This is a genomic window from Micromonospora sp. HUAS YX12, assembly GCF_040215685.1.
GTDB lineage: Bacteria > Actinomycetota > Actinomycetes > Mycobacteriales > Micromonosporaceae > Micromonospora > Micromonospora tulbaghiae.
This window is the reverse complement of record NZ_CP157974.1, coordinates 1,127,033-1,151,053: the sequence shown is the minus strand read 5'-3', so window position 1 is coordinate 1,151,053 and position 24,021 is coordinate 1,127,033. Positions and strand designations below refer to the sequence as shown.

Here is a 24,021-nt window from a genome sequence, read left to right as displayed (position 1 = left end):
ATCCTGCCCCAGCCGGCGGCCGGACTCACCGCGGCAGCGCCGCTCCGGCCGAACGCTGCGCCGGAAGACCGATCGGGGCCTGGGCCGGGATGATCGTGCGGCAGCGCATCGCGATCGGTTCCAGCAGTTCCCGCAGCCGGGCGGTACGCTCCGCGCCCAGCGCCCGCCACGGGCCCGACGCGGCCCGGTCGGTGGCCTCCTCGACCGCGCGGAACGTCTCGGTGGCGTACGGCGTGGGACTCAGGTCGGCGGTCAGCCAGCCCTTGTCCACCAGGCGCTGCTCGGCAGCGGTCCACTGCTCGTCGGTCCAGCCCCGGGCCGGCTGGTGGAACTCGCGGGACTGGTCTACCCGGCACCGCCAGGCCACCACCTCGACCGGTTCCAGCCCGGTCGTGACCAGCGCCGCCACGTGGCCGTCGCCGCGGTGCTCGCGCAGCGTGGTGGCGGCCTGCCAGAGCCGGGCCAGCGGGTACTCGCCCCGGGGCAGCGCGGCGTTGACCGCGCCGAGCACCCGGCCGGCGACGTCCACCCGGCCGGCCGCCTCCTCCAGCAGGTCGGCGGCCTCGACCAGGTGCGACTCGGGCAGCTCGTAGGTGAACTCGGCGAGCGCCTGCACGCCACCGGTGAGCCGGGCCCGCAGCGCCTCCTCCGGGGTGGCCAGGCGCCACACCGAGGGCAGCGCGCGGGCCACCATGGCCGGCGCGAAGCTGAAGAACGCACCCGTGACCGTCGGCGCGTCGACCGGCCCGAGCGGCGCGGCCCGGCCGGCGAAGTAGCCGCGCCAGTAGCCCCGCAGCCCGACCGCCTCGAACGCGGCCCGGGCACGGGGGTGGAAGTAGGTCACCGCGTGGACCGGCTCGTAGAGCGTCCACATCTGCCGGGTCGCCCCGGCCTCGTCCAGCGCCGCCACGTGCACCTCCGCGTCGGTGGGCAGATCACCACGGGCGGACGTGCCGCCCGTGGTGACCATGAACCTACTGCCGCTGGGTGACCGGACGGAAGCCCGGAGTGATCTACTGCGCAGCCAGCACGTCGACGACGAAGCGCAGCGGCCCGGCCGGGCGACCGCCCGCGGCGTCGTTGCCGTACGCCAGCTCGGCCGGGAGGTCCAGCTGGACCCGGCTGCCCACCGGCACGCCGACCAGGCCCTGGTCCCAGCCCTTGATGACCTGGCCCACGCCGATCTGGAAGGTGGCCGGCTGGCCGTTGTCCCAGGACGCGTCGAACTGCTTGCCATCCTTGTAGAACACGCCCACGTAGTTCGTGGTGATGTTCTGGCCGGCCTTCACCGCCGGGCCGGTGCCCTTGACGAGCGTGGTGACTGTGAGCTTCTTCAGCTCACCGGTGCCGGCCTGCACGGTCGGCTTGGTCTTCAGCGCCGGGTCGATGCCGGCGGGCAGCTCCGGAGCGGGCATCGCGGTCGGCTCGGCCGGCGAGGTGGGGCTGGCCGAGGAGCCGGCGGTGGACGCCTTGTCGTCGTCCCCGCTGTTCAGCCAGACCAGGCCGCCGACCAGGGCCACCACCGCGAGCACGCCGACCGCCGCGCCGAGCATCGACTGCCGGCGGCGACGCGCCTCGGCTGCCTTCTTCTCGGCCAGCTGGGCGGCCAGCCGCCGCTGTGCCTTGGTGGCCGGGGCCTGGCCCGCCGACCGGTTCTCCACTCGCTCGCTCACGTCGACTCCCTGCAGGGTGGGTGGGTGCGCCCCCGGCGGGCCGCCGCCGAGGCCAGCGCACACGGTACCCGCCCGGAGCCCCAGCGTGCCCGTACGGCCGCCACGAACCGGACTCGAAGCCCGATACGAGGGCGCCGCGCGAGGTACGTTTCCGACCATGGCGATCCTCAGCGAAGAAGACCTGGCCCTGCTCGGCGAGCCGCAGCTCGCGCACGTGGCGACGGTCGAATCCGACGGCACCCCGCACGTCACCCCGGTCTGGGTGGACACCGACGGCGAGCACATCGTGTTCAACACGGCCAAGGGCCGGCAGAAGTACCTGAACATGTCCCGCAACCCGGTGGTCGCGGTGTCGGTGGCGGACAAGGCCGACGACTTCCGCACGCTCTGGGTGAAGGGCACCGTCGAGTTCGTCACCGAAGGCGCCGACGAGCACATCGACCGGCTGGCGAAGAAGTACCTCGGCCAGGACACCTACCCCTGGCGCCGCCCCGGCGAGGAGCGCGTCATCGTCCGCATCACGCCCACCGAGAAGCTCGGCCGCGGCTGAGCGGCACGGGCCCCGCCCTCCACCGGGGGCGGGGCTCACGCCGTACGCGTCAGGCGCTCTTCTTCGCGGCCGTCTTCTTCGCCGGTGCCTTCTTGGCGGCGGTCTTCCTGGCCGGTTCGGCCTTCTTCTCCGCCGTCTTCTTCGCGGGCGTCTTCTTGGCGGCCGTCTTCTTCGCCGGTTCGGCCTTCTTCTCCGCCGTCTTCTTCGCCGGCGCCTTCTTCGCGGCCTTCTTCGCCGAGCGGGCCGACGAGATCGGCGTCGGCTCGGCACCGCCACCGGACGGCGCCTCACCCCGGGCCGCCCGGGCCCGCTCGACCGACGCCTTCAGCGCTGCCATCAGGTCCACCGCGGCGGCCGGCGCCGCCTCTTCCTCCTCCGGCTGCACCACCTCGCGGCCCTCGACCTTGGCGTCGATGACCTCCTGCAACGCCGCCCGGTAGTCGTCGGTGAACGCGTCCGGCTCGAACTCCCCGGCCATCGAGTCGATGAGCGAGCTGGCCATCGCCAGCTCGGGCGGGCGGACCTTCAGATCCTCGTCCAGGAAACCGAAGTCCGGCCGGCGGATCTCGTCCGGCCACAGCATGGTGTTGAGCAGCAGCACGCCCTCGCGTACCCGCAGCGTGGCGAGCTGCTCGCGCTGGCGCAGCGCCACCTTGACGATCGCCACCCGCTCCGAGTCGGACAGCGCGTCGCGCAGCAGCACGTACGGCTTGGTCGCCGAGCCCTCCGGCTCCAGGAAGTACGCCTTGTTGTAGAGGATCGGGTCGACCTGCTCGGCCGGTACGAACTCCAGCACGTCGATCGCGTGCGAGGTGCTCAACGGAAGTTCGGCGAAGTCCTCGTCGGTGAGGATGACCATCTCGCCGCCGCCGATGTCGTACCCCTTGGCGATGTCGTCGTAGGTGACCTCCTCGCCGCAGACCGAGCAGGTGCGCTTGTAGCGGATCCGGCCGCCGTCCTCACGGTGCACCTGGTGGAAACGGATGTCCTTCTCCTCGGTGGCCGAGTAGACCTTCACCCCGATCGACACCAGGCCGAACGACACCGCTCCTTTCCAGATCGCCCGCATTCCCGCGCTCCTCTCCCCGGTTGAAGACCAGAATCGCAAACGATCGAACGGGACGCACGCGCTTCAGTGCGCAACTACAGTCAGGAGGTGCCCGGCGCGCCGTTGAAGCCGATGCTCGCGACGACCGGGCAGCTCCCGGCCGGCGCCGCCTGGTCGTACGAGTTCAAGTGGGACGGCGTACGCGCGCTCGCCGACATCTCCCGCGGCGACCGGCACTTCTACGCCCGCTCCGGCGTCGAGATCACCACCGCGTACCCGGAACTGCTCAACCTGGCCGAGCAGGTCGACGACGCGCTGCTCGACGGCGAGGTGGTCCTCTTCACCGACGGGCAGCCCTCGTTCACGGCGCTCGCCGAGCGGATGCACGTCCGCAACCCGGCCAAGGCGGCGCGGCTGGCGGCGACAGTACCCGTCACGTACATGATCTTCGATCTGTTGCGGCTCGACGGCGTCGACCTGACCGCCCGGCCGTGGCGGGAGCGGCGGGCGGCGCTGGAGTCGCTCGGGCTCGGCGCCGCCCGGTGGGCGGTGCCGCCGGTCTTCGGCGACGGCCCGGCCACCTACGCGGCGGCCGGCGAGCACGGGCTGGAGGGGGTGATGGCCAAGCGGGCCGACTCGCTCTACCGGCCCGGCGTGCGCTCGCCGGACTGGGTGAAGGTCAAGCTGGAGGTCACCGCCGACTTCGTGGTCGGCGGCTGGCGACCCGGCGCGCGGCGCGTCGGCGGCCTGCTGGTCGGCGTGCCCGGCCCGGACGGGCGGCTGATCTACCGGGGGCGGGTCGGCGGCGGGATCGGGGCGGCGATCGAACGGGAACTGCTGCGCGAGCTGGAACCGCTGCGCGCCACCGACTCGCCGTTCGCCGCCGGGGTGCCGCGCGAGGATGCCCGGGGCGCGATCTGGGTAACTCCCCGGATCGTGGTGGAGGTCAAGTACGGCCAGCGCACGCCGGACGGCCGGCTGCGCTTCCCGCGCATCCTGCGCCTGCGCCCGGACAAGCCGCCCGAGGAGGTCGACGATGCCGTCTGACCGGCTCAAGGTCGAGGTCGAGGGACGCTCACTGGAGTTGTCCAACCTGGACAAGGTGCTGTTCCCGAAGGCCGGCTTCACCAAGGGCGAGGTGATCGACTACTACACCCGGATCGCCCCCGTGCTGCTGCCGCACCTGCGCGACCGCCCGCTGACCCGGATCCGGTTCCCGAACGGCGTCGACGGCGGCTCGTTCTTCGAGAAGAACGCACCCGCCGCGACCCCCGGTTGGGTACGCACCGAGAACCTGCCCGCCCCCGGGTCGACGAAGGGGCGGGAGACCATCGACTACGTGGTCTGCGACGACCTGCCCACGCTCGTGTGGCTGGCCAACCTGGCCGCGCTGGAGCTGCACACTCCGCAGTGGAAGATCGGCGCGCACCCGGACATGATGGTCGTCGACCTGGACCCGGGTGCCCCGGCCACGCTCAAGCAGTGCTGCCGGGTGGCGCTGCTGATGCGCGACCGGCTCACCGACGACGGGATCTCCTCGTTCCCGAAGACGTCGGGCAAGAAGGGCATGCAGCTCTGCTGCCCGATCGCCGGCAGGCAGGACGCCGAAATCGTCTCCGACTACGCCAAGCGCATCGCGCAGGAGCTGGAGCAGGCACACCCGAAGCTGATCGTGTCGAAGATGGCGAAGAACCTGCGCCCCGGCAAGGTCTTCATCGACTGGAGCCAGAACAACGCGGCGAAGACGACGGTGGCGCCGTACTCCCTGCGGGCCCAGCCGGTGCCGGCCGTGTCGACGCCGCTGACCTGGGACGAGGTGGAGGCCGGGGCGGCGGGGAAACGGCCGTCGACGCGGCCGTACACAGCGGGCGAGGTGCTCAAGCGGGTGGAGAAGCAGGGCGACCTGCTGGCCCCGCTGCTCGACGGCGGTCCCGAACTGCCGGCCCGCTGACCCGCCACCATGCGCCGCCGACCAGCAGCAGCACGATCACGCTGATCGCCACATCACCGACCAGGTCCGCGGCCGGGCTCGACGGGGAGTAGGTCGGCACCTCGTACGCGAACGCGGCCGCGACGAGCACGCTGGCCGAGCCGGCGGCGAGCACCTGCCGCTGTCCCCAGCCGGGCCGCCGGGACCAGCGCGTCAGCAGGACGGCGGTGGCCGCGGCGAGCGCGAGCGCGAGCCCGATACCCGGCCAGCCCGGCACGATGCCGGCCCCCACGTAGGTGACCAGCACGACCAGCCCCGCCCAGACCGGGCGTGGCGCGGTCGATGTGTCGGCGGCGGGGGCGTTCTGCGCGACGTCGTCTCCGGGAACCGGTGCCGGTCCGTCGTGCCCGTCGGCGGCGCGTCCGCTGCGCCGCAGGGCGATGGCGACCAGGGCCAGCGCCACGCCGGCCGCGACCGCGAGCTGAACCGGCGAGGCCAGGAAGCCCTTGCGGCCGCTGTCGTCGCTGAAGATCAGCAGGCTATCGCACGAGCACGACTCAAAACCGCAGCCTGAAAACCTGACTCAGCTGTTCAGATTCTCGAACCCAAGGATCTAGGGTGAGCTGACCGCCAGGGAGGAGCACATCCGATGGCCACCCGCGCACCCGCCGCCGTCGCGTCCGACGTGCCGCTGCTGACCTACCTCGACGACGCCACGGGCGAGCGCACCGAGCTGACCGGGCCGCAGCTGGGCCAGTGGGCGGCCCGCAGCGCCGGGCTGCTCCGGGACGGGTGCGGGCTGCGCCCCGGTGACCGGGTGGCGGTGCTGCTGCCGCCGCACTGGCGTACCGCGGCCGTGCTCATCGGCGCCTGGTCGGTCGGGCTGACGGTTTCCTTCCGGCCCCGCGCGCTGGCCGGGCTGCCGGTGCTCGAACCGGGCGCGGACCGGCCGTACGACGCGGTGTTCGTGACCCCGGAACGCCTTGACGACTGGCTGGAGGACGTTCCCGAGGGGACGCACCGCTATCTGGTGGGCACCGGGCCGGGCCCGCTCGCCGAGGTGCCGCCGGGCTGGCTGGACTGGTCGGCAGAGGTGCTGCGGCACCCCACCGACCCGCCGGACTACACGGCGGTCGACCCGGCCGGCCCGGCCACACCGGACGGCACCAGCTTCGGCGCGTGGCGGCGCCTGGCCGCCGAGATCGCCACCCAGCTCGACTTGCACCCCGGTGACCGCCTGGTGATCGACCCGACCGAGGAGCAGCCCGTGAAGTGGCTCCTGGCCCCCCTCTCCGCCGGAGCCACGGTCCTGATCCACGCCAACCCCGCCCCTTCACCTCGCTGATCTTGCAGTTGCGGCCCTTTCGGTGCCGGATTTGCGGCTCTTGTCGGGGCGGCAACTACATGATCAGCGGGGCGTGTCGTTTGACCCGCCTATCCCGCCCCGCCTTTTCGTTGATCATGGAGTTGTGGCACCTCGCGTAAGCCGCGAAGCGGGCATCTGAGGCGCCATAACTCCAAGATCGGCGCAGGCTGGGCGGGCGAGCGGGCGGGGAATGTGGTTGACCTCGGGGGGCGGGTGGGGCCTACTGCCTCGGTGAGCCGGACCGTGGGTCGGGCGGGTGACGGGAGTGGGCGTGAGCGGGACGGGTGCGCTGGTCTGGCGGGAGTTCGGCGACGACGACCTGCCCGCGTTGACCGGCCTGGCGCAGGCGTGCCTCGCCACTGACGGCGGGTTGCCGCTGTTCGGGCGTACCCCGTTGGCGCGGGCGCGGCTGCTGCAGACGCGTACCCACGGCGCCTGGTCGGGCGGCGACCTGGTCGCGGCCGTCGGAGTCGGCACCGGGCGGACGCCGGCCACCGCCACCGGGGTGGTGCACCCGGCGTGGCGCGGGCGCGGGCTCGGCGGCGCGCTGCTGGACTGGGCGGAGAAGCAGGCGGGCGACGCTGGTCTGCTGGTCACCACCGAGACGTGGAACGCGGGCGCGGAGGAGTTGTTCGTGGCGCGCGGCTACACGCGGACGTTCCTCGAGTGGGTGCTGCGGCACGACCTCGACGCGCTGCCCGAGGTCACGGCGCCGGACGGCGTGACTGTGGAACGGGCCACGCTGGGGCCGGAGCTGTTCGCCACCTACCGCGCGTCGTTCGCCGACCGGCCCGGCTTCGTGGAGCCCGAGGCCGACGAGTGGCTGGGCGACCTGCGTGACGACGACGACTTCCGCCCGGAACTGACGCTGCTGGCGCGCGGCCCGGACGGTGAGGCGGCCGGCTTCGTCACCGTGCTCGACGACTGGATCGACCAGGTCGGCGTCGTGCCCGGGTGGCGCGGCCAGCGGGTCGGCGCGTACCTGGTGGCGCGCGTGCTGCGCGGCCTCGCCGGCGCGGGCGCGGACGCCGCGTGGCTCTGCGTCAACGACGACAACCCGGCGGCCGGCCTGTACCGGCGGCTCGGCTTCCGCGACTTCGGCCGCCGCGCCCGCTACCTCCGTGACTGACCCGACCCGGGCGGCGATCGTGCGGGCCCTCGCCGACCTGTGGGCGAAGGGCTGCCCGGTGCCCGCGCCCGAGCACCAGGAACGGCTCGCCGACGTCGGCATGCGCCGCTGGCGCAGCGTCGCGCGCCGGCACCGGGGGCGGCGGCTCAGCCCGGACCAGCGGGTCCAGGATCTGGTACGCGGCCTGGTCGCCGCGTTCGAGCCGGACCGTGCGCTGGTCGGGCCGCTGGTACGCGACTACGAGTGCGTGGCGCGCGCCATCGCCGACGTCATGACGTCGACCGATTAGCGCCCTCGTCTCCTGCCGAGCCGGTCGGCGCTTTCGCTTGTTGCACTGACTGGCTGGGAAATGGTACTGCTTGCGGTACCATGTGTTGTGCCCTCCATAGCCAGGATCGTCGAAGCGATGCGGAAGACCCAGCAGAACGTGGCGTACAACGATCTTTACCGGGTCTGTGAGCACTGAGCTGATCTCAGCAACGCGAATGTGTTGATTGGTGCGACACGGATGAAGGCGCTCAGACCGGACAGCGCTGGAAGTGGACGTGAGGTCCTCGGTAGGTAGTTCTCACCACAAGATCACCCACACGGTGAGGACCCCACGTGATCGCATATCGTGCCATGGTCGACGTCCCGAGGGAACTCGTGCAGTACCTCGGCCGGCTGCTCGCCGCGGAACGCCGAGCCAAGGGGACACGGCGCGGCACCCGCGCGTTGACCTGCTTCTACCAGGCACTGCTGGTGCTGGTCTGGTTCCGCAAGGCCGAGGACATCACCCTGCTCGGTGCCGGGTTCGGCATCTCCCGGGCGACCGCGTACCGCTACCGCGACGAGGGCATCGCCGTGCTCGCCGCGCAGGCGCAGGACCTGCACACCGCGCTGCGCCGAGTCGCCGACGACGGCTGGTCCCATGTGATCCTCGACGGCAAGCTGTTCGACTGCGACCGGCTCACCGAGACCACCCTGTCGGTCAAGGGCGAGACCATCGACGCCTGGTACTCCGGAAAGCACCGAGACTTCGGCGCGAACATCCAAGCGATCATCCGTCCGGACGGACTGCCGATCTGGACATCGACGGCGATGCCCGGGCACCTGCACGACACCAGCTGTGCCCGCGAACTTGGGGTGACCGCTGCGCTGAACTGGTCCGCCGCCGAACTGGACCTGCCCGCCCTGGCCGACTCCGGCTACGAAAGCGCAGGTCATGGCATCAAGACTCCGGTCAAGCAGCCTGCTGACGGCAGCCGTCTCGCACCCGACAACCGCGCCTACAACCGGCTGCTGCGCGGGCTGCGCTGGCAAGGCGAACGCGGCTTCGCCATCCTGATCGGACGCTGGAAAACGCTACGCCACACCACCGCCAGCCCACGCCGGATCGGCGACATCGTCGCAGCCGCGCTGCACCTGACTCATTTCGAATACAAATACCTACCGCAAAGTCGCTGAGATTACTTCACTACTTCGGTAAGCCCAGGCAGTCTGGAACATCCCATGCGGTGTTCAAGATGCCCTGGGCTGGCGACCCGCGCGTCAACATCCAGGACGACAAGGGCAAGGCCAAGGCTTACCAGGTACGGCAGGTGCTCAAGGCGATCGACAAGAAGGAGGCCATGTGATGTCCGATTCCCGTCCGGAGATCTCGCACTACACCTACCGCGTCACGTGGTCCGCCGACGATCAGGAGTTCGTCGCCACCTGCGCCGAGTTTCCGTCTCTGTCGTGGCTCGCGACCTCGCAGATCGAGGCGCTGCACGGGCTCCAGGAGATGCTGCGTGAGGTGATCGGCGACATGGCGGAACAGGGCGAGCAGATCCCGGAGCCGCTGTCCGAGCGCAGTTACTCGGGCAAGTTCAACCTTCGGGTCGGCGAGAGCCTGCACCGCGAGCTGGCCATCCATGCCGCCGAGGAAGGCATGAGCCTCAACCAGTACGTGCTGCGGAAGCTCAGTGCCGCCTGACCTGTCCCAAGGCCGCGTCCCCCGCCGGGGTCTGTTGCGGACGGCCGTTGACGTGGTCTTATGGCGGGACGACGACGTCATCGATCCGCAGCTTTGACAACCCCGCGTCGGTACTCCTTTCATGCCTCTCGAAAGGTGCAACGATGCACAGGAAACCGACGATCCACCTGGCAGTACTCGTCGCTGCCGCCGCCACCTTCCTGACCGCCGGAGGCGCCTCCGCCACCACCGCACCCGTGGCCGCCTCTCCCGCCCTCGCCGAATGCGAGCCGGGCGCCGACAACCACAGCGCCGCCCGGGTACGCGAGGGCGCCACCGCCCAGGAGCCGGCGCTCTACTCGACGAACGAGGCCAAGGCGTACGGCGTCATCAAGGACTCGCCGCGCCTGGCGAACGGCAGCGTCACAGTGCCGACGATCTTCCACATGATCTCGGACCACGAGCTGAGCGCGGCCGAGAAGGCCCGCTGGAACACGCTCATCGCGGCGCAGATGACAGTGCTCAACGACTCGTTCGCGGGCCGTACGGCTGCGGACGCGTCGGACACGCCGTTCCGCTTCTCGCTCGTCGACACCACCTGGACCGTGAACAGTGCCTGGTACACGGTGGTGCCGGGCAAGAACGAGCGGGACATGAAGAAGGCGCTCTACACCGGCGACTCCCGCACGCTGAACGTCTACGCGGCGAACATCGGTGGCGGGCTGCTCGGCTGGGCGTACTTCCCGAAGGGCTACAACAACGGCCGCGACTACATCGACGGCGTGGTGATGCTCGACGAGTCGATGCCGGGTGGCACGGCCGGCAAGTACGCGCTCGGCGACACGCTCACGCACGAGGTCGGGCACTGGCTGATGCTGGAGCACACGTTCGCGCACGGCTGCTCCGCGTCCGGCGACTTCGTGGCCGACACGCCACGTGAGGCGGCGCCGCAGTTCAACTGCCCGATCGGCGCGGACACCTGCACCGCGCCAGGGCTCGACCCGATCCACAACTTCATGGACTACACGCAGGACTCCTGCATGAACATGTTCACCCCGGGCCAGGCCGACCGGATGAGCGACGCCTGGGTCGCGTTCCGCGCCAGCGGCAACGGCTAGACCCGAAAGCGACTACCGGATGGGCGGACATCCGACCCCGTGTGGGGTCCGCCCATCCGGCCCGTCGAGTGGTTCACCAACGCTCGTCGGCTCCGGCTTGCAGTCGAGGGGGAAGCCTCGTGCTGTGGTCGGTCCTGGCAGTTGCGAGATCATTCGCGTCCAGCCCTTCGACGGGATTCTTGCCGCCGGCGTCGCAGAGCCGAGCCATCCGCAGGTCGGCGCCCCTGATGTCCGCGCCCGACAAGTTCGCCCCGGCCAGATCGGCGCCGATGAGAGCAGCGCCCCGGAGGTCCGCCTTGCCCAGGTCGACCCGTCTCATCTGGGCTCCCACGAGACGCGCGTCGCGCAGATCGGCCGATTCGAGAACCGCCTGGTTCAGACGAGAGAAGCCGAAGTTCGCCTTCGCCGCCGAGATGTGGGCCATGTTGGCGCCGTCGAAGTGGGAATCACGTGCCTCCGCCTGCCGGAGAGAGGCGAAGCTCAGGTTTGCGTTGTGCAGGCGGCAACGGTTCAGACGCGCGTGGCTCAGGTCTGCCCGGGTCAGATTCGCCAACTGCAGGTCGGAGAAGGAGAGATACGCGCCGTTCAGTCTGCATTCGGACAGGCAGGCGTCGAGCAGCAGCGCGTGAGAGACATTCGCACCCGTCAAGCTGGACATGGAGAGGTCCGCGCCGCTGAGCGACACCGCGAACAGATCGGCGTGATCGATCAAGGCCAAGTGCAGTGTGGCGTGCTTCAGGCTGCTCCGGTTGAGTTCAGCGCCTCGCAGGTCAGCTCTGCTCAACTCGGCGTAGTCCAGCATCGCCCGGTGCAGACGGGCTTCCCGCAGTCTGCATCCGGAGAAGTCAGAGTTCTGGAGTCGTCCGTACGGGGCATGCAGGTGGTCGAGCCTCAGGTCGTGCAGGTCCAGGCCCGCGCGCTCGGCGGCACGTCGCCGTGGCCGGTAGGCAAGCGCAGTGACGGTTGCCTGGACGTCTTCCGGTAGTTCCTGGGGCAGGTCCTCAGGCGGCTGATCCGCCGAACCGGGACTAGGTGCGCTGCGGTCACGCAAGAAGGCGATGAGCACGTCGACCGTGTCGTTGTGGTGAGACGGCGAATCCTGTAGCACCCGAGCAAGCGCGTGGACGCCGCCGATCCGGATATGGGCTTTCGTGGAGTCCAGCCGCTCGAGCGCCTTGGTGAAGCGATCGGTGACCTGACCTCGATTGGCCAGCCGGTAATTGCGGGCGGTGTACAACAGGCCGATGGCGACGACGATCGCCCCGCCGAGCGACGTCACCAGTAGCCGGGCATTGTGATGAGCGCTGAGGCGGGCATCTGGGCTCGCCTGGCGCACCGAATTGCTGTCCAGCATCCGTGGTGCTTCGGCAATCGCCCAGCCGTAGGCTACGAACGCCGCGCCGACGAGGAGCGCTGTCAGCAGCAGCACCCACCGCCGGTTGACGTCCCGGACGACGATGGGCCGGCGCGGTCTGCCCCAACCGAGGTCCCGGGCGAACAGACGGACTGCTGCTTTGATCCGCCACCAACGCGCCCGGAGTCTCGCCATGACACAGTTCTAACGCACCACCGCTAGAACCTAGAACCGTCAGTCGACAGTGGGCAGCTTCGGCCCGAGCACGTCGTCGGCGTCCACGATGGTGTACGCGTACCCCTGCTCGGCCAGGAACCGCTGCCGGTGCGCGGCGTACTCGGTGTCGATGGTGTCCCGGGAGACCACCGTGTAGAAGTGCGCCTGCCGGCCGTCGGCCTTCGGGCGCAGCACCCGCCCGAGCCGCTGCGCCTCCTCCTGCCGCGAGCCGAACGTGCCGGACACCTGGATCGCCACCGCCGCCTCCGGCAGGTCGATGGAGAAGTTCCCGACCTTGGAGATCACCAGCGTCCGCACCTCGCCGGAGCGGAACGCGTCGAACAGCCGCTCGCGCTCCTTGTTCGTGGTGGAGCCCTGCACGATCGGCGCGTCCAGGTATTCGCCGAGCTGGTGCAACTGGTCGAGGAACCCACCGATGACGAGGACCTGCTCGGACGGGTGCCGGTCCACCAGGGCCCGCACCACCGGCAGCTTGGTGCGTGCGGTCGCCGCCATCCGGTAGCGCTCCTCGGCCTCCGCCGTCGCGTACGCCAGCCGCTCGGCGTCGGTGAGCGTCACCCGTACCTCGGTGCACTCCGCCGGGGCGATCCAGCCCTGCTGCTCGATGTCCTTCCACGGCGCGTCGTACCGCTTCGGGCCGATCAGGCTGAACACGTCGCCCTCGCGGCCGTCCTCGCGTACCAGGGTCGCGGTGAGGCCGAGCCGGCGGCGGGCCTGGAGGTCCGCCGTGAAGCGGAAGATCGGCGCGGGCAGCAGGTGCACCTCGTCGTAGACGACCAGGCCCCAGTCGCGGGCGCCGAACAGGTCCAGGTGGGTGAACGCGCCGCCGCGCCGCGAGGTGAGCACCTGGTACGTGGCGATGGTGACCGGGCGGATCTCCTTGCGCTCGCCCGAGTACTCGCCGATCTCCTCCTCGGTCAGCGACGTGCGCGCGATCAGCTCCCGCTTCCACTGCCGTCCCGCCACCGTGTTGGTGACCAGGATCAGCGTGGTCGCCTTCGCCTCGGCCATCGCCGCCGCGCCGACCAGCGTCTTGCCGGCGCCGCAGGGCAGCACCACCACGCCGGACCCGCCGGCCCAGAACGCCTCCACCGCCTCCCGCTGGTACGACCGCAGCGTCCACGGCTTGCCGCCGTCCTTGCCGGACTCGGCCAGCTCGATCGGGTGCGCCTCGCCGTCCACGTACCCGGCCAGGTCCTCGGCCGGCCAGCCCAGCTTGAGCAGCGCCTGCTTGAGCCGTCCCCGCTCGGACGGGTGCACCGCGATCGTGTCGTCGTCGAGCTTCGCGCCGAGCATGCCGGCGAGCTTCTTGCTCTTGGCGACCTCGATCAGCACCACCCGGTCCAGGGCGCGCAGCACCAGGCCGTGCACCGGGTCGTTGGCGAGCTGGAGCCGGCCGTACCGGTCCATCGTCTCGGCCACGTCGACGAGCAGCCCGTGCGGTACCGGGTAGCGCGAGTACTTGATCAGCGAGTCGACCACGCCCTCGGCGTCGTGGCCGGCGGCCCGCGCGTTCCACAGGCCCAGCGGCGTGAGCCGGTAGGTGTGCACGTGCTCGGGGGAGCGTTCCAGCTCGGCGAAGGGCGCGATCGCCATCCGGCACGCCTGCGCGTCTGGGTGATCCACCTCCAGCAGCAGCGTCTTGTCCGACTGCACGATCAGTGGTCCACCGCTCACGCCAGCGTCCTCTCGCATCGCCCGGAACCCCGCCGCCCGGTACCCCCGTCGCCACCCCGGCTGACCTGCCGCAGGCCGACCATCCAGTGTTGCACGCCGGCGGGCGCCGCAAAAAAGTCTCGGTGGACAGGCAACGTCATACTCGTCCCACACGTCTAGCAATCGGGACGACTGTCCAGGGAGGGCCCATGCAGCGTGTCCGGTTTATCGCCCGGGTCACCGCCCTGGCGGTGGTCGTGCTGGTCGGTGTCGGCGCCTGTGCGCTCGATCCGCAGGCGGAAGGCGCCGGGGGGAGCACCCCCGGCCCGGTCGGGCTGACGGAGGGAGCATCGGGGGCGAGCGCGTCGCCCACGCCGGAACAGCCGGCCACGTCCCCGTCGGCGCAGCCGAGCCGGACGGCCTCGCCGAAACCCTCCCGGTCGCCCGAGGCGGCAAAGACGACGAAGCCCAAGCCGAAGCCCAGCGCGTCCGCCGGGTGCCCGCAGGGGGAGCACCAGCGGGCCGTGGAGACGTACCTGACCCGGCTGGGCGGCTTCGGGACGCTGACCGTGGACGGCGAGCAGTCCACCGCCGACTGCGCCGCGATCAAGAAGTTCCAGATCCGGTACGGGATCAGCCCGTCCTCCGGCCGCGCCGGCCCCACCACGTACGACGTGGCGAAGCGGCTCGCCGCCACCGACACCACCCGGTGCAAGGCCGGTTCCCGGCTCACCTTCTGCGTCGACCTGACCCGGCAGACGGTCTGGGCGATGCGCGGCGGCACTGTGGTGATGGGTCCGACCGTCACCCGCACCGGCATGTCCGGCTACGCCACCCCGGCCGGCACGTACTCGGTGGGCCGGAAGAACCCGCGCGAGTGGTCCAACCCGTACGAGGTGTGGCTGCCGTACTGGCAGCAGTTCAACGGCGGGATCGGCTTCCACGAGACCACCACCTACCTGCACAACGGCGCGATCGGCTCGCACGGCTGCGTCAACCTGCTGCACCGCGACGCGGTACGCCTGTGGGAGTTGGGCTCGGTCGGCACCCGCGTGGTGGTGATCGGCCGCCGCCCGGGCACCTGAACCGGCCGGCCCGGCCGGAACCCGGCCCCTACCCGTGACCGGAGCGCCCGGATCAGGGTTTTAACCCCTGTCCGCGCGCTCCGGTTGGTGTAACCCTGGAAGCCGGGTCCATGCCGGGACGGGGAGGGACTGCCATGACCGTTGACCGGGACGTGCTTCCCGAGGACGAACGGACGCGGCAGCAGGAGGTGCCCACGGCAGTAGTGCTCGCCTACGCGGCCGCCGCCGCGGGGGTGTTCGGCTGGTTCCTGTTCGGGCTGCTGGTGCAGCAGCAGGGCTTCGTCGACTCGGTGGGCGAGTCGGCCGGCGCCGCGTTCGCGTTGCTGCTGGCCGTGTCGGTGATCGGCACGCTGCGCCGCAACGGGGAGTAGCTCACTCCTCCAGCACGGCGGCCGTGATCCGGTGCAGCGCGAACGTGTGCAGCATCTCCGTCCGGTCGTCCTCGGCGCGCAGGTAGCCGGCGCCGATCGACACCGGCCGGACCAGCCGGGACGCGGTCGCCCCGTGCGCGTCGACGTAGCCCACCCAGACCAGCGCCTTGTCCCGTACCGCCTGCTGGAGCACCGCCAGGGCGTCGCCGTGCCCGGACACGGGTGTGGGACCACCCGCCGCCGCCGGGGCGCCGCGGACCACCGCCGGGGCCCGCCGTGCCGCCCGGGCCGCCGCCTCGCCCCGGCGGATCTGCTCCACCACGCCGAGCAGGCGGGGCATCGGCAGCTTCGGCGTGGCGAGCGGATCCACCGCACGGCCGATCGCGGTACGGGCCGGCGCCCGCCGGGTCTTCGGCCGCGCCAGCACCGTCGCTCCGCTGGCGTCCTCGGGCACCGGGGCGTACCCGGCGTCGCGCAGCGCGGTCAGCATCCGGTTGACCTGGTACGGGGTGACCAGCACGGTGGGCGCGAGCCGGCGGAACGCCAGCGGCTCCAGTCGCCGGTCCGCCTGCACCTCGCTGAGCAGCGCCTCGTCGTCGCTGCGCACGTACGCCCCGGCCGAGCCGACGCGCAGCCCGCCGTGCTTGCGGGCCACGTCGTCGACGAGATAGGTCAGGCCCTGCGGCACCGGGGTACGCGACCGGCGGCGGAACAGCGCATGCAGGTCGTCGGCGGTGTACCCGGCGTCGAGCGCCCGCCGGATGCTCGCCGTGGTGACCCGGTGCACGCTGGCTCCGCCCGCCGACTCGTGCTCGGCCACCACGTCCAGCTCGGCGGCGAGCGCCGGGTCGGGCGGGCCGGGCACCACCACTGTCAGGTCGGCCTGCACCAGCACGTGGTCGACCGGGGCGGGCAGCAGCCCGTCCAGCGCCCGTACGGTCGTCGACGCGTCGCCCGACTCGGCGTCGGAGCGCAGCCCGAGCGGGTCGTCACCGCGCTCGTCGGCCTCGGTCAGCTCGGCGAGCAGCAGCCGCCCGTACGAGGTGAGCGCGCCGAGCCCGGTCACGCCCAGCGTGGCGGCCTCGGCCAGCACCTCCCGGTGCGCCGCCTCCCGCCCCCGGGCCCGCCGGGGCGCGCGCCAGTCCAGCAGTTCCAGCACCTCGTCGGTGGTCGGCGCGGTACCGGGCGGCAGATCGGCCAGCACGGCCAGCACCGCACGCCGGGCGGCGGGCGCGCCGGCCCGTTCCGCCTCGGCGGAGAGCACCGAGATGGGCCGGTCCCGGTCGTCGCGCTGCCCGATCAGGCCGGCCTGGCGGGGCATCGACGTCCAGGCACGGGCGAGCTGCTCCCAGCGCTGGGCCAGCGACACCGCGCGCCACACCTCGTACCCGCCGGTGGGCAGGATCTGCTGGTCGCCGCCGTAGCGGGTGGTGGCCGCGCCGGTCAGCTCCATCTCCCCGGTCAGCCCCGCCGCGTACGCCACCTCGAACAGCAGCGCCGTGGTCGGCTCGTCCAGCCCGAGGCCACGGGCGAGCCGCCGCAGGTCGCGTACGCCGACGCCGCCGGAACGCAGCACCGGTGCCGGTTCCGCGGTCAGCGCCTCCAGCATCGCCTCGGTGTGCCGGACCACCTCCATGGCCTGCCCGGCCCCGGCCGAGTCGACGGACTTGACCTCGCGCGGCGGCCCGGACACCACCGGCGGGCTGGTGCGCAGCGGGCCGAGCGGACCGGCGTCGCGGCGCAGCACCAGCCCCACCTCGCGGGGCAGCTCGACGGTGCCGTTGCGGCCGCCGGACATCCGGACCAGGAGCCGGTGCTCGACCAGCCAGCGGATCGGGGAGCCGGTCGGCGCGCCGCCGTTGACCAGGTCGGGCGGGAGCACGTCCTCGGCGCCGGTGGCGGGGGCCTCCAGCGCGCCGGGGGCCACGGTCCCGACCGGCGGCCCGGCGGCGAGCCGGTCCAGGACCGCCCGGGCCGAGGGCGGCGCGGACAGCAGCGTCCGCCGCAGCTTCGCCGGATCCGCGCAGAGCGCCGCCGCGCGCGGGTCCAGCTCCGCCGCCGGTCGGCCCAGCCCCGCCGGGTACGGGGACACCTCGTCGATGCCGCCGGCCACGCACAGGTCGTGCTCGGGGCCGTACAGCAGGAACCGGGCCCGGAGCCGGTCGACGGCGACGCGGACCGCTGTCGGTGCGGGCGGCTGCGGCCCGGCGGTGGCCATGGCCAGGATCTGGTCGGTGGAGGTGGCGCCCTCGGGGCCCCGGGTGAGCCGGGCGGCGTCGAGGATCTGGAGGGTGAACTGGTCCAGCCCGTCGAGCGCCCGGGCCACGGAGACCCGGGACTGGGCGCGCAGGGCGAGGGCGGACATGTCGGCCGGCACCGGCACGACGAGGTCCGGCCGCAGTTGGAGCAGCGCGGCGAGGGACTCGTCGGGGAGGGCCCGCAGGTGGTCGGCGAGTGAGGTGGTCATCGTCGTACCACGCTAGCCCGCTGGGTAGGTTCTCGGCATGTCTCCGCTGATGGTCGGCTTCGACCTCGACATGACCCTGGTCGACTCCCGCCCCGGGATCGCGGCCGCGTTCCGGGCGCTGACCGCGCGCACGGGCGTGCACGTGGACGGGGAACTGGCCGTCTCCCGGCTGGGCCCGCCGCTGCGTACCGAGCTGGCGCACTGGTTCCCGCCGGAGCGCCTGGAGGAGGCGGTGACGCTCTACCGGGAGCTGTATCCGGCGTACGCGATCACCCCGACCGTGCCGATGCCGGGTGCGGAGGCCGCGTTGCGCGCGGTGCACGCGCGCGGCGGCCGGACGATGGTGGTGACCGCGAAGATCGGCCGGCTGGCGAAGCTGCACCTGGACCACCTCGGGCTGCCGGTGGACGAGCTGGCCGGGGACGTGTTCGCCGAGCAGAAGGCGGTCGCGTTGCGCGAGCACGGCGCCACGTTGTACGTGGGCGACCACGTGGCCGACATGGCCGCCGCGCGAGCCGCGGGAATCCCGGGCGTGGCAGTGGCGACCGGCCCGTGCCCGGCCGACGAACTGACCGAGGCCGGGGCGTACCTGGTGCTTGATGATCTCGTCGAATTCCCGAGGGCGCTGGACCGGATCATCGGGCTAGCCTTGGAGGGGTAGACGGTTCGAGTGGAGCGGGGTTCAACAGGTGCCGACGGGTCGAGTGAAGTGGTACGACGCCGCCAAGGGGTACGGGTTCGTCACCAGTGACGAGGGTGGCGACGTGTTCCTGCCGAAGGGCGCGCTACCGGCGGGTGTCGCCGACCTGAAGGGTGGCCAGCGGGTCGATTTCAGCGTGGTCGACAGCCGGCGGGGCGCCCAGGCGATGGGGGTCAAGCTGCTGGAGGCGCCGCCGTCGGTGGCGGAGCTGCGCCGCCGGCCGGCCGAGGAACTCCACGGCCTGGTGGAAGACATGATCAAGGTGCTGGAGGCGAAGGTCCAGCCGGACCTGCGCCGGGGGCGCTTCCCGGATCGGAAGACCGCCCAGAAGATCGCTCAGCTGGTCCACGCGGTGGCGCGCGAGCTGGAGGTCTGAGGGACGAGCCCGGCGTCGGCGGCCCGGCCCAGCAGCGCCTCCACGGCGGCGAAGCCGGCCTCTCCCAGGTCGGCGGTGAACTCGTTGACGTAGAGGCCGATGTGCCGGTCCACCACGTCGGGCTCCATCTCCTGCGCGTGCGCGAGGACGTACTCGCGGCTGGCCTCCGGGTCGGCCCACGCCTGGCGTACCGACTCGCGGATCCAGGCGGTGGCCTCGACCGGGTCGACAGCGCCCCGGCGGGCCAGGATCGCGCCGAGCGGGATCGGCAGCCCGGTGTCGCCCTCCCACCACTCGCCCAGGTCGACCAGTGCGGTCAGCCCGTGCCGCGGGTAGGTGAAGCGCGCCTCGTGGATGACCAGGCCCGCGTCGTACCGGCCGGCGGCCACGCCCGGCATGATCTCGTGGAACGGCACCACCTCGATGCGCGCCGGGGCCTGGCCGGCCGCCCAGAGCCGGAACAGCAGGTACGCGGTGGTCCGCTCGCCGGGCACCGCCACCGTCGCGCCGGACAGGTCGGTCCGGTCACCCCGGGTCAGCACCAGCGGGCCGCAGCCCCGGCCCAGCGCGCCGCCGCAGGGCAGCAGGTGGTAGTCGTCGAGCAGCCACGGCAGCGCGGCGTAGCTGACCTTCACCAGGTCGAACGCCCCCCGCTCGGCGGCGGTGTTGGTGACGTCGACGTCCGCGTAGGTCACCTCGACCGGCGGTGCGCCGGGCACCCGGCCGTGCACCAGGGCGTCGAAGACGAACGTGTCGTTGGGGCAGGGGGAGATCGCCAGGGAGAGCGCCACGCTCCCACCGTAACCCCGGCGCCCGGCCCGCCCGTCACCCCGTCCGGTGTGACGTCCAGCCGTCCCGGTGCAGCCGCTCGATGCCGTCCAGCAGCAGGTCCAGCGCGAACTCGAACTCGAACTGGTCGTCGCAGCCCGGCCCGACGACCGAGTCGCCGTCGTGGGACGCCGCGGTGGCGATGGCCGCGAGGTTCGGGAACCGGGCGGCCATCTCCGGCGGCAGGTCGGCCGGCGCCTCGGGCACCGTCGCGCCGGACCGGCCGGCCTGCCGGGAGGCGTCGAACAGTTCCTGGCTGAAGCCCAGCACCCGGCTGCCCAGCGCGTGCATGACGTGGTGGGCCAGGTCGGCGGAGAATCCGCTCGCCCGCAACGCGCCGACGGTCGAGTCGAGGTAGGCGAGCACGGCGGGTGTGGCCATGGTCCGGGACTCGATCGCCAGCGAGGCCCAGGGGTGGCGGAGCAGCACCTGTCGCGCCGACAGGACGCGCCGGCGGATCACCTGCTTCCAGTCGCCGGCCGCCGGCGGGTCGATCTCCCCGACGACGATGTCGATCATGCCGTCGAGTAGTTCGTCCTTGTTGGCGACGTGCTTGTAGAGGGCCATCGGCACGACGCCCAGATCCTGCGCGAGGTTGCGCATGCTGAGCGACTCGATCCCGGTCCGGTCGGCGAGCGCGACGGCGGCACGCAGGACGCGGTCCCTGGTCAGGGGCGCCCGGCGCACCGTCTCCACCTGCTCAGCCATGTCGTCCCCAGTCCTTCCGGTGGCCGTTGACACAGTAACCGCCTTGACTGGTGTACGGCGTACACCTAACCTGGTGGGCATGAAGGTGTACGCCGTACACTTGGGAGGGAGTGGCGACATGAAGGCGATCGTCCAGGACCGGTACGGCCCGCCCGAGACACTCACGCTCGCCGACGTCGAGACGCCCGAGCCCGGCCCCGGCGACGTCCTCGTCCGGGTCGAGGCCGCCGCGTTGAACGCGTGGGACTGGCATGCCATGCGCGGTGACCCCCGGCTGTCACGGCTGGCGTTCGGCCTCGGGCGGCCCCGGGCCCGCGTCCGTGGCCGCGACTTCGCCGGCCGGGTCGAGGCCGTCGGCGCCCAGGTGCGGCAGGTACGCCCCGGCGACGCCGTCTTCGGCGACCTCGGCGAGGCCGACGGCGCGTTCGCCGAGTACGTGCGCGTACCCGAGCACCTGGTCGCGCCGCGGCCGGCGAACCTGACGCCGGGGCAGGCGGCAGCCCTGCCGCTGGCAGGAGTCACCGCGCTCCAGGGGCTGCGCGACGCCGGGCAGGTCCGGCCCGGTCACCGCGTTCTGATCAACGGGGCTTCCGGCGGCGTCGGCACGCTCGCCGTCCAGCTCGCGAAGGCGCTCGGCGCGACGGTGACCGGCGTGTGCAGCACCCGCAACGTCGCACTGGTCCGCTCGCTCGGCGCGGACCACGTGGTCGACTACACCCGCGACGACTTCACCCGCGCGGGAGACCGCCACGACGTGGTGTTCGACCTGGTCGGCAACCGCTCCCTGGCCGCGCTGCGGCGGGCGCTGACGCCTTCCGGGACGCTCGTGCTCTCCGGCGGCGGCGTCTACCGCGGCGGCAGCCTGCTCGGCCCGATCGGGCTGGTGGCGCGGGGACGGCTGCTCGCGCCCTTCGTCCGGCAGCGCGTCGTCGTCCTCGCCACGTCACCCGGCCGGGCGCACCTCGACGTGCTGCGTGAGCACGCCGAGGCCGGCCGCCTCACGCCGGTCGTCGACCGGACGTACCCGCTGCACGAGGTGCCCGAGGCCATCCGGTACCTCGAAGCCGAGCACGCGCGAGCCAAGGTCGTCATCACGATCTGACCCCGCCGTCCCCAGCCCGACGGGTTGTCCACAGGGTTGTCCACAGGTGGACAAGATCAGTGGAGGGCGGCCGCGGCGGCGGTGAGCGCGGCGAACGCCTCCCGCATGCGCCACGCACTGCGGTCGCGCGGGCCGATCGGGTTGGAGACGGTACGCAGCTCGGCGAAGGGCACACCGGCCTGGGCGGCGGCGACCGCCACGCCGTACCCCTCCATGGCCTCGGCCACCGCGTCCGGGTGCCGTTCGGCGAGCGCCGCGGTGCTGGCGGCGGTGCCGGTCACCGTGCTGACGGTGAGCACCGTGCCGACTGTGGCCCCGGGCAGCGCGGCGCGCAGACGGGCCAGCAGGCCCGGATCGGCGAGCACGGTCCGGCCGCCGCCCAGCAGCTCGGGGGGCATGCCCAGCTCCTCGACCGGGATGAAACCGGCCGGTGACTCGGCACCGAGGTCGGCGGCGACGCTGCGATCGGCGAGCACCGTGCCGCCCACAGCGACCCGGCCGGCGAAACCCCCGGCGATGCCGGCGCTGACCACCGCCCGGTACGGCCGCCCGGCCGCCTCGGCCAGCGCCAGCAGCCGTGCCGTGGCGGCCCCGGCGACGGCCGGGCCGACCCCGACCGGCAGCACTGTCACGTCCGGCGCCGTCCGGTCCGGCGGCGTCGGCGCGGCTGACGCGGTGAGGCCGGCACGGATCGCCTCGGCCTCGGCCGGCACGGCCGTGACCACGAGCAGGCCGGTCACGCCACCGGCCCCCGGGGATCGCGCCGTTCGGTGTCCTCGACGCCGCCGGGCCCGCCCACCGAGGAGGACGGCCGGTAGATGTGGAAACCGGGCGGCGCCAGCCCGTCGTCGTCCGGCGGGCCGGAGCGCTGGGGCGCCGGTGACGTGGGCGCCGGGTCGTCGAACGAGGTGACGGCCGGTTCCTCGGCCCGGGTGGCCTGTTCCGTCGCCAGCTCCTCGTCACCGAGCGGCCGGCCGGCCAGGTGCTCACCGCGTAGCTTGCCGGCGACCAGCACCCCGCGTACGGCCACCAGCGCGGCCACCACGGCGGCGACTGTCACCCCGATCAGGCCGGTGAACGGCACCAGCCCGAGCCCGCCCCCGGCCACGAACGCGAGCATCAGCGCGGTCTCCGAGTGCGCGAACGAGCTGGCCCGCAGCCGCTCCGGGATGCGTTCCTGGATCGAGGCGTCCACCGCGAGCTTGGCGATCCCGCTCATCATCGCGGCCACCAGGCAGAGCAGCGCCACCATGGGCAGCGAGAACTTCAGCGCGGCGAGCACCGCCACACCGGCCACCACGATCGTGCCGCTGGACTGGAGCGCTGTCGGCCGGTGGATGCGCAGACGGGTGCCGATCGCGGTGGCCAGGAACGTGCCGACCGCCAGCGCGCCGCCGACCAGGCCCAGCGCGCCCTGTGCGCCGAGGTCGCGGCCGAAGAAGTCGGTGGTCAGGTCACCGGCCTTGATCGCGAAGGCCAGGAACAGCAGCAGGAAACCGTAGAGCCCGCGTAGCGCCGCCGCGCCGATCAGCGTGGCGATCACCAGCCGGCCGCTCGGGCGGCCCCGGCCCAGCGGGCGTTCGCCGTCGCGGCGGCGCATCGCGCGCAGCGGGTGCGGCATCCGCTCCGGCGGCTCGGAGTCGGCCTTCGGCGGCAGCCGGAGCGAGATCACCATGCCGATCAGGAAGATCACCGAGGCGACCCGCAGCGGCCACTGCGGCCCGAACCAGAACGCGGCCAGCCCGATCGGCGCGACGAGCGCACCGGCCACCGTGCCGTAGACGCTCGCGCGCGCCCCGACCTGGGACAGCCCCAGCCCCTCGGGGAGCAGCCGGGGGACCGCCGCCGAGCGGGCCACCCCGTACGCCCGGGAGAGCGCGAGCACACCGAACGCCGCCGGGTAGAGCCCGAAGCCGCCGATGTAGTCGGAGATCAGCCAGGCCAGGAACGCCCGGCCGAGCATGGTGGTGGCCAGCGCGTACCGCCGGCCGTGGCGGAAGTGGTCGAGCAGCGGACCGACCACCGGGGCGAGCATGGCGAACGGGACCATGGTCACCAGCAGGTAGAGGGCCACCTTGTTGCGCGCCTCGCCCAGCGGCACGTCGAAGAAGATCGTCCCGGCCAGGCCGATCGCGATGAGCGTGTCACCGGCGCAGGAGAGCGCGTGCAGGTCGAACAGGCGGACCATGCCCACCTCGTTGCCGGCACTGCGGGCCCGGGCGGTGCCGGCCCGCCGGGTCATCCAGCGCCCGCCGTGCAGCGACCCCCGCAGCAGCAGCCGGGTGGCGCGGATGCCGGTGCCGACGGTCCGCCCGAGGAAGGAGCGGCCGGAGCGGGAGGACAGCGCCATGCGTCCCATCCTCGCCCATCCGCTCCGCGTGTGCCGC

25 protein-coding genes are annotated in these 24,021 nt (G+C 72.5%); 14 read left to right on the top strand and 11 right to left on the bottom strand.

Annotation, left to right across the window (positions count from 1 at the left end; genetic code table 11):
* Nucleotides 1–25: 25 nt before the first annotated feature.
* Nucleotides 26–874 (bottom strand): hypothetical protein, encoded by an 849-nt coding sequence (locus ABIH81_RS05745; RefSeq protein ID WP_349881015.1) that lies wholly within the window; start codon nucleotides 872–874, stop codon nucleotides 26–28.
* Nucleotides 875–1,013: 139 nt separating this feature from the next.
* Nucleotides 1,014–1,673, bottom strand: a complete 660-nt coding sequence (locus ABIH81_RS05740) for an FKBP-type peptidyl-prolyl cis-trans isomerase (RefSeq protein WP_349879360.1) — start codon at nucleotides 1,671–1,673, stop codon at nucleotides 1,014–1,016.
* A 157-nt stretch (nucleotides 1,674–1,830) separates the two neighbouring features.
* Between ABIH81_RS05740 and ABIH81_RS05735 the strand changes: the two genes are divergently transcribed.
* Nucleotides 1,831–2,223, top strand: a complete 393-nt coding sequence (locus tag ABIH81_RS05735) for a PPOX class F420-dependent oxidoreductase (RefSeq protein ID WP_349879359.1) — start codon at nucleotides 1,831–1,833, stop codon at nucleotides 2,221–2,223.
* Nucleotides 2,224–2,272: 49 nt separating this feature from the next.
* On the opposite strand, the gene ABIH81_RS05730 is transcribed toward ABIH81_RS05735, so the two are convergent.
* Nucleotides 2,273–3,292 carry a Ku protein gene (locus ABIH81_RS05730; protein WP_349879358.1) on the bottom strand — a complete coding sequence of 340 codons (1,020 nt, stop codon included), beginning with the start codon at nucleotides 3,290–3,292 and terminating at the stop codon, nucleotides 2,273–2,275.
* A gap of 87 nt (nucleotides 3,293–3,379) precedes the next feature.
* Between ABIH81_RS05730 and ligD (ABIH81_RS05725) the strand changes: the two genes are divergently transcribed.
* Both ligD (ABIH81_RS05725) and ligD (ABIH81_RS05720) read left to right on the top strand, forming a co-directional pair.
* Nucleotides 3,380–4,318: a non-homologous end-joining DNA ligase gene (gene ligD / locus ABIH81_RS05725; RefSeq protein ID WP_349879357.1), complete on the top strand. Its 939-nt coding sequence runs from the start codon at nucleotides 3,380–3,382 to the stop codon at nucleotides 4,316–4,318.
* A complete protein-coding gene (ligD, locus tag ABIH81_RS05720) occupies nucleotides 4,308–5,222 on the top strand; it encodes a non-homologous end-joining DNA ligase (RefSeq protein WP_349879356.1) in 915 nt (304 codons plus the stop codon). Before ligD (ABIH81_RS05725) ends, ligD (ABIH81_RS05720) begins: the two co-directional genes overlap by 11 nt.
* Here the strand turns inward: ligD (ABIH81_RS05720) and ABIH81_RS05715 are convergent.
* Nucleotides 5,149–5,664, bottom strand: coding sequence for a hypothetical protein (locus ABIH81_RS05715; protein WP_349879355.1), 516 nt, complete (start codon nucleotides 5,662–5,664; stop codon nucleotides 5,149–5,151). The two genes, ligD (ABIH81_RS05720) and ABIH81_RS05715, sit on opposite strands and share 74 nt — an antisense overlap.
* A 186-nt stretch (nucleotides 5,665–5,850) precedes the next feature.
* On the opposite strand from ABIH81_RS05715, the gene ABIH81_RS05710 reads away from it, so the two are divergent.
* From ABIH81_RS05710 to ABIH81_RS05685, 6 genes are all read left to right on the top strand, one after another.
* Nucleotides 5,851–6,546 (top strand): TIGR03089 family protein, encoded by a 696-nt coding sequence (locus ABIH81_RS05710; protein WP_349879354.1) that lies wholly within the window; start codon nucleotides 5,851–5,853, stop codon nucleotides 6,544–6,546.
* 292 nt (nucleotides 6,547–6,838) lie between these two features.
* Nucleotides 6,839–7,696: a GNAT family N-acetyltransferase gene (locus tag ABIH81_RS05705; RefSeq protein ID WP_349879353.1), complete on the top strand. Its 858-nt coding sequence runs from the start codon at nucleotides 6,839–6,841 to the stop codon at nucleotides 7,694–7,696.
* The gene (locus ABIH81_RS05700; RefSeq protein ID WP_349879352.1) at nucleotides 7,689–7,985 is read left to right on the top strand and encodes a hypothetical protein; all 297 of its coding nucleotides are present in this window, start codon (nucleotides 7,689–7,691) and stop codon (nucleotides 7,983–7,985) included. Before ABIH81_RS05705 ends, ABIH81_RS05700 begins: the two co-directional genes overlap by 8 nt.
* 332 nt (nucleotides 7,986–8,317) lie before the next feature.
* Nucleotides 8,318–9,142, top strand: a complete 825-nt coding sequence (locus ABIH81_RS05695; RefSeq protein WP_349881014.1) for a transposase family protein — start codon at nucleotides 8,318–8,320, stop codon at nucleotides 9,140–9,142.
* Between the two features lie 169 nt (nucleotides 9,143–9,311).
* Nucleotides 9,312–9,653 (top strand): toxin-antitoxin system HicB family antitoxin, encoded by a 342-nt coding sequence (locus ABIH81_RS05690; RefSeq protein WP_349879351.1) that lies wholly within the window; start codon nucleotides 9,312–9,314, stop codon nucleotides 9,651–9,653.
* A gap of 143 nt (nucleotides 9,654–9,796) precedes the next feature.
* Nucleotides 9,797–10,750 carry a zinc metalloprotease gene (locus tag ABIH81_RS05685; RefSeq protein ID WP_349879350.1) on the top strand — a complete coding sequence of 318 codons (954 nt, stop codon included), beginning with the start codon at nucleotides 9,797–9,799 and terminating at the stop codon, nucleotides 10,748–10,750.
* Between the two features lie 73 nt (nucleotides 10,751–10,823).
* On the opposite strand, the gene ABIH81_RS05680 is transcribed toward ABIH81_RS05685, so the two are convergent.
* Both ABIH81_RS05680 and ABIH81_RS05675 read right to left on the bottom strand, forming a co-directional pair.
* Nucleotides 10,824–12,299 carry a pentapeptide repeat-containing protein gene (locus ABIH81_RS05680; RefSeq protein ID WP_349879349.1) on the bottom strand — a complete coding sequence of 492 codons (1,476 nt, stop codon included), beginning with the start codon at nucleotides 12,297–12,299 and terminating at the stop codon, nucleotides 10,824–10,826.
* Between the two features lie 39 nt (nucleotides 12,300–12,338).
* On the bottom strand, nucleotides 12,339–14,018 hold the full coding sequence (locus ABIH81_RS05675) for a DNA repair helicase XPB (protein ID WP_349879348.1): 1,680 nt from the start codon (nucleotides 14,016–14,018) through the stop codon (nucleotides 12,339–12,341).
* Nucleotides 14,019–14,206: 188 nt separating this feature from the next.
* On the opposite strand from ABIH81_RS05675, the gene ABIH81_RS05670 reads away from it, so the two are divergent.
* Both ABIH81_RS05670 and ABIH81_RS05665 read left to right on the top strand, forming a co-directional pair.
* Complete coding sequence (locus tag ABIH81_RS05670; protein WP_349879347.1) at nucleotides 14,207–15,082, top strand: L,D-transpeptidase family protein; 876 nt, start codon at nucleotides 14,207–14,209, stop codon at nucleotides 15,080–15,082.
* Nucleotides 15,083–15,216: 134 nt separating this feature from the next.
* Nucleotides 15,217–15,453, top strand: a complete 237-nt coding sequence (locus tag ABIH81_RS05665; RefSeq protein ID WP_349879346.1) for a hypothetical protein — start codon at nucleotides 15,217–15,219, stop codon at nucleotides 15,451–15,453.
* 1 nt (nucleotide 15,454) lies between these two features.
* Here the strand turns inward: ABIH81_RS05665 and ABIH81_RS05660 are convergent, their stop codons facing one another.
* The gene (locus ABIH81_RS05660) at nucleotides 15,455–17,920 is read right to left on the bottom strand and encodes a helicase-associated domain-containing protein (protein WP_349879345.1); all 2,466 of its coding nucleotides are present in this window, start codon (nucleotides 17,918–17,920) and stop codon (nucleotides 15,455–15,457) included.
* 37 nt (nucleotides 17,921–17,957) lie between these two features.
* Between ABIH81_RS05660 and ABIH81_RS05655 the strand changes: the two genes are divergently transcribed.
* Together ABIH81_RS05655 and ABIH81_RS05650 are read left to right on the top strand one after the other, a co-directional pair.
* Nucleotides 17,958–18,581 (top strand): haloacid dehalogenase-like hydrolase, encoded by a 624-nt coding sequence (locus ABIH81_RS05655; RefSeq protein ID WP_349879344.1) that lies wholly within the window; start codon nucleotides 17,958–17,960, stop codon nucleotides 18,579–18,581.
* A 28-nt stretch (nucleotides 18,582–18,609) separates the two neighbouring features.
* Entirely contained in the window at nucleotides 18,610–18,996 is a 387-nt protein-coding gene (locus tag ABIH81_RS05650) for a cold shock domain-containing protein (RefSeq protein ID WP_026267952.1), read from the top strand.
* Here the strand turns inward: ABIH81_RS05650 and ABIH81_RS05645 are convergent.
* Entirely contained in the window at nucleotides 18,957–19,787 is an 831-nt protein-coding gene (locus ABIH81_RS05645) for a 1,4-dihydroxy-6-naphthoate synthase (RefSeq protein WP_349879343.1), read from the bottom strand. The two genes, ABIH81_RS05650 and ABIH81_RS05645, sit on opposite strands and share 40 nt — an antisense overlap.
* A gap of 34 nt (nucleotides 19,788–19,821) precedes the next feature.
* Nucleotides 19,822–20,532: a TetR/AcrR family transcriptional regulator C-terminal domain-containing protein gene (locus tag ABIH81_RS05640; RefSeq protein WP_349879342.1), complete on the bottom strand. Its 711-nt coding sequence runs from the start codon at nucleotides 20,530–20,532 to the stop codon at nucleotides 19,822–19,824.
* Nucleotides 20,533–20,650: 118 nt separating this feature from the next.
* On the opposite strand from ABIH81_RS05640, the gene ABIH81_RS05635 reads away from it, so the two are divergent.
* A complete protein-coding gene (locus tag ABIH81_RS05635; protein ID WP_349879341.1) occupies nucleotides 20,651–21,634 on the top strand; it encodes an NAD(P)-dependent alcohol dehydrogenase in 984 nt (327 codons plus the stop codon).
* 56 nt (nucleotides 21,635–21,690) lie between these two features.
* Here the strand turns inward: ABIH81_RS05635 and ABIH81_RS05630 are convergent, their stop codons facing one another.
* Nucleotides 21,691–22,374, bottom strand: coding sequence for a futalosine hydrolase (locus ABIH81_RS05630; protein WP_349879340.1), 684 nt, complete (start codon nucleotides 22,372–22,374; stop codon nucleotides 21,691–21,693).
* A complete protein-coding gene (locus tag ABIH81_RS05625; protein WP_349879339.1) occupies nucleotides 22,371–23,984 on the bottom strand; it encodes an MFS transporter in 1,614 nt (537 codons plus the stop codon). The genes ABIH81_RS05630 and ABIH81_RS05625 overlap by 4 nt, the downstream gene beginning before the upstream one ends.
* Nucleotides 23,985–24,021: the final 37 nt, after the last annotated feature.

Bases quoted from the DNA above. Each gene is read 5' to 3' on its own strand.
- ABIH81_RS05685 (WP_349879350.1), top strand. From the start codon at position 9,797: ATGCACAGGAAACCGACGATCCACCTGGCAGTACTCGTCGCTGCCGCC.
- ABIH81_RS05665 (WP_349879346.1), top strand. From the start codon at position 15,217: ATGACCGTTGACCGGGACGTGCTTCCCGAGGACGAACGGACGCGGCAG.
- ABIH81_RS05710 (WP_349879354.1), top strand. From the start codon at position 5,851: ATGGCCACCCGCGCACCCGCCGCCGTCGCGTCCGACGTGCCGCTGCTG.
- ABIH81_RS05730 (WP_349879358.1), bottom strand. From the start codon at position 3,292: ATGCGGGCGATCTGGAAAGGAGCGGTGTCGTTCGGCCTGGTGTCGATC.
- ABIH81_RS05695 (WP_349881014.1), top strand. From the start codon at position 8,318: ATGGTCGACGTCCCGAGGGAACTCGTGCAGTACCTCGGCCGGCTGCTC.
- ABIH81_RS05655 (WP_349879344.1), top strand. From the start codon at position 17,958: ATGTCTCCGCTGATGGTCGGCTTCGACCTCGACATGACCCTGGTCGAC.
- ABIH81_RS05640 (WP_349879342.1), bottom strand. From the start codon at position 20,532: ATGGCTGAGCAGGTGGAGACGGTGCGCCGGGCGCCCCTGACCAGGGAC.
- ABIH81_RS05635 (WP_349879341.1), top strand. From the start codon at position 20,651: ATGAAGGCGATCGTCCAGGACCGGTACGGCCCGCCCGAGACACTCACG.
- ABIH81_RS05625 (WP_349879339.1), bottom strand. From the start codon at position 23,984: ATGGCGCTGTCCTCCCGCTCCGGCCGCTCCTTCCTCGGGCGGACCGTC.
- ligD (WP_349879356.1), top strand. From the start codon at position 4,308: ATGCCGTCTGACCGGCTCAAGGTCGAGGTCGAGGGACGCTCACTGGAG.
- ABIH81_RS05680 (WP_349879349.1), bottom strand. From the start codon at position 12,299: ATGGCGAGACTCCGGGCGCGTTGGTGGCGGATCAAAGCAGCAGTCCGT.
- ABIH81_RS05660 (WP_349879345.1), bottom strand. From the start codon at position 17,920: ATGACCACCTCACTCGCCGACCACCTGCGGGCCCTCCCCGACGAGTCC.
- ABIH81_RS05670 (WP_349879347.1), top strand. From the start codon at position 14,207: ATGCAGCGTGTCCGGTTTATCGCCCGGGTCACCGCCCTGGCGGTGGTC.
- ABIH81_RS05735 (WP_349879359.1), top strand. From the start codon at position 1,831: ATGGCGATCCTCAGCGAAGAAGACCTGGCCCTGCTCGGCGAGCCGCAG.
- ABIH81_RS05745 (WP_349881015.1), bottom strand. From the start codon at position 874: ATGTGGACGCTCTACGAGCCGGTCCACGCGGTGACCTACTTCCACCCC.
- ABIH81_RS05690 (WP_349879351.1), top strand. From the start codon at position 9,312: ATGTCCGATTCCCGTCCGGAGATCTCGCACTACACCTACCGCGTCACG.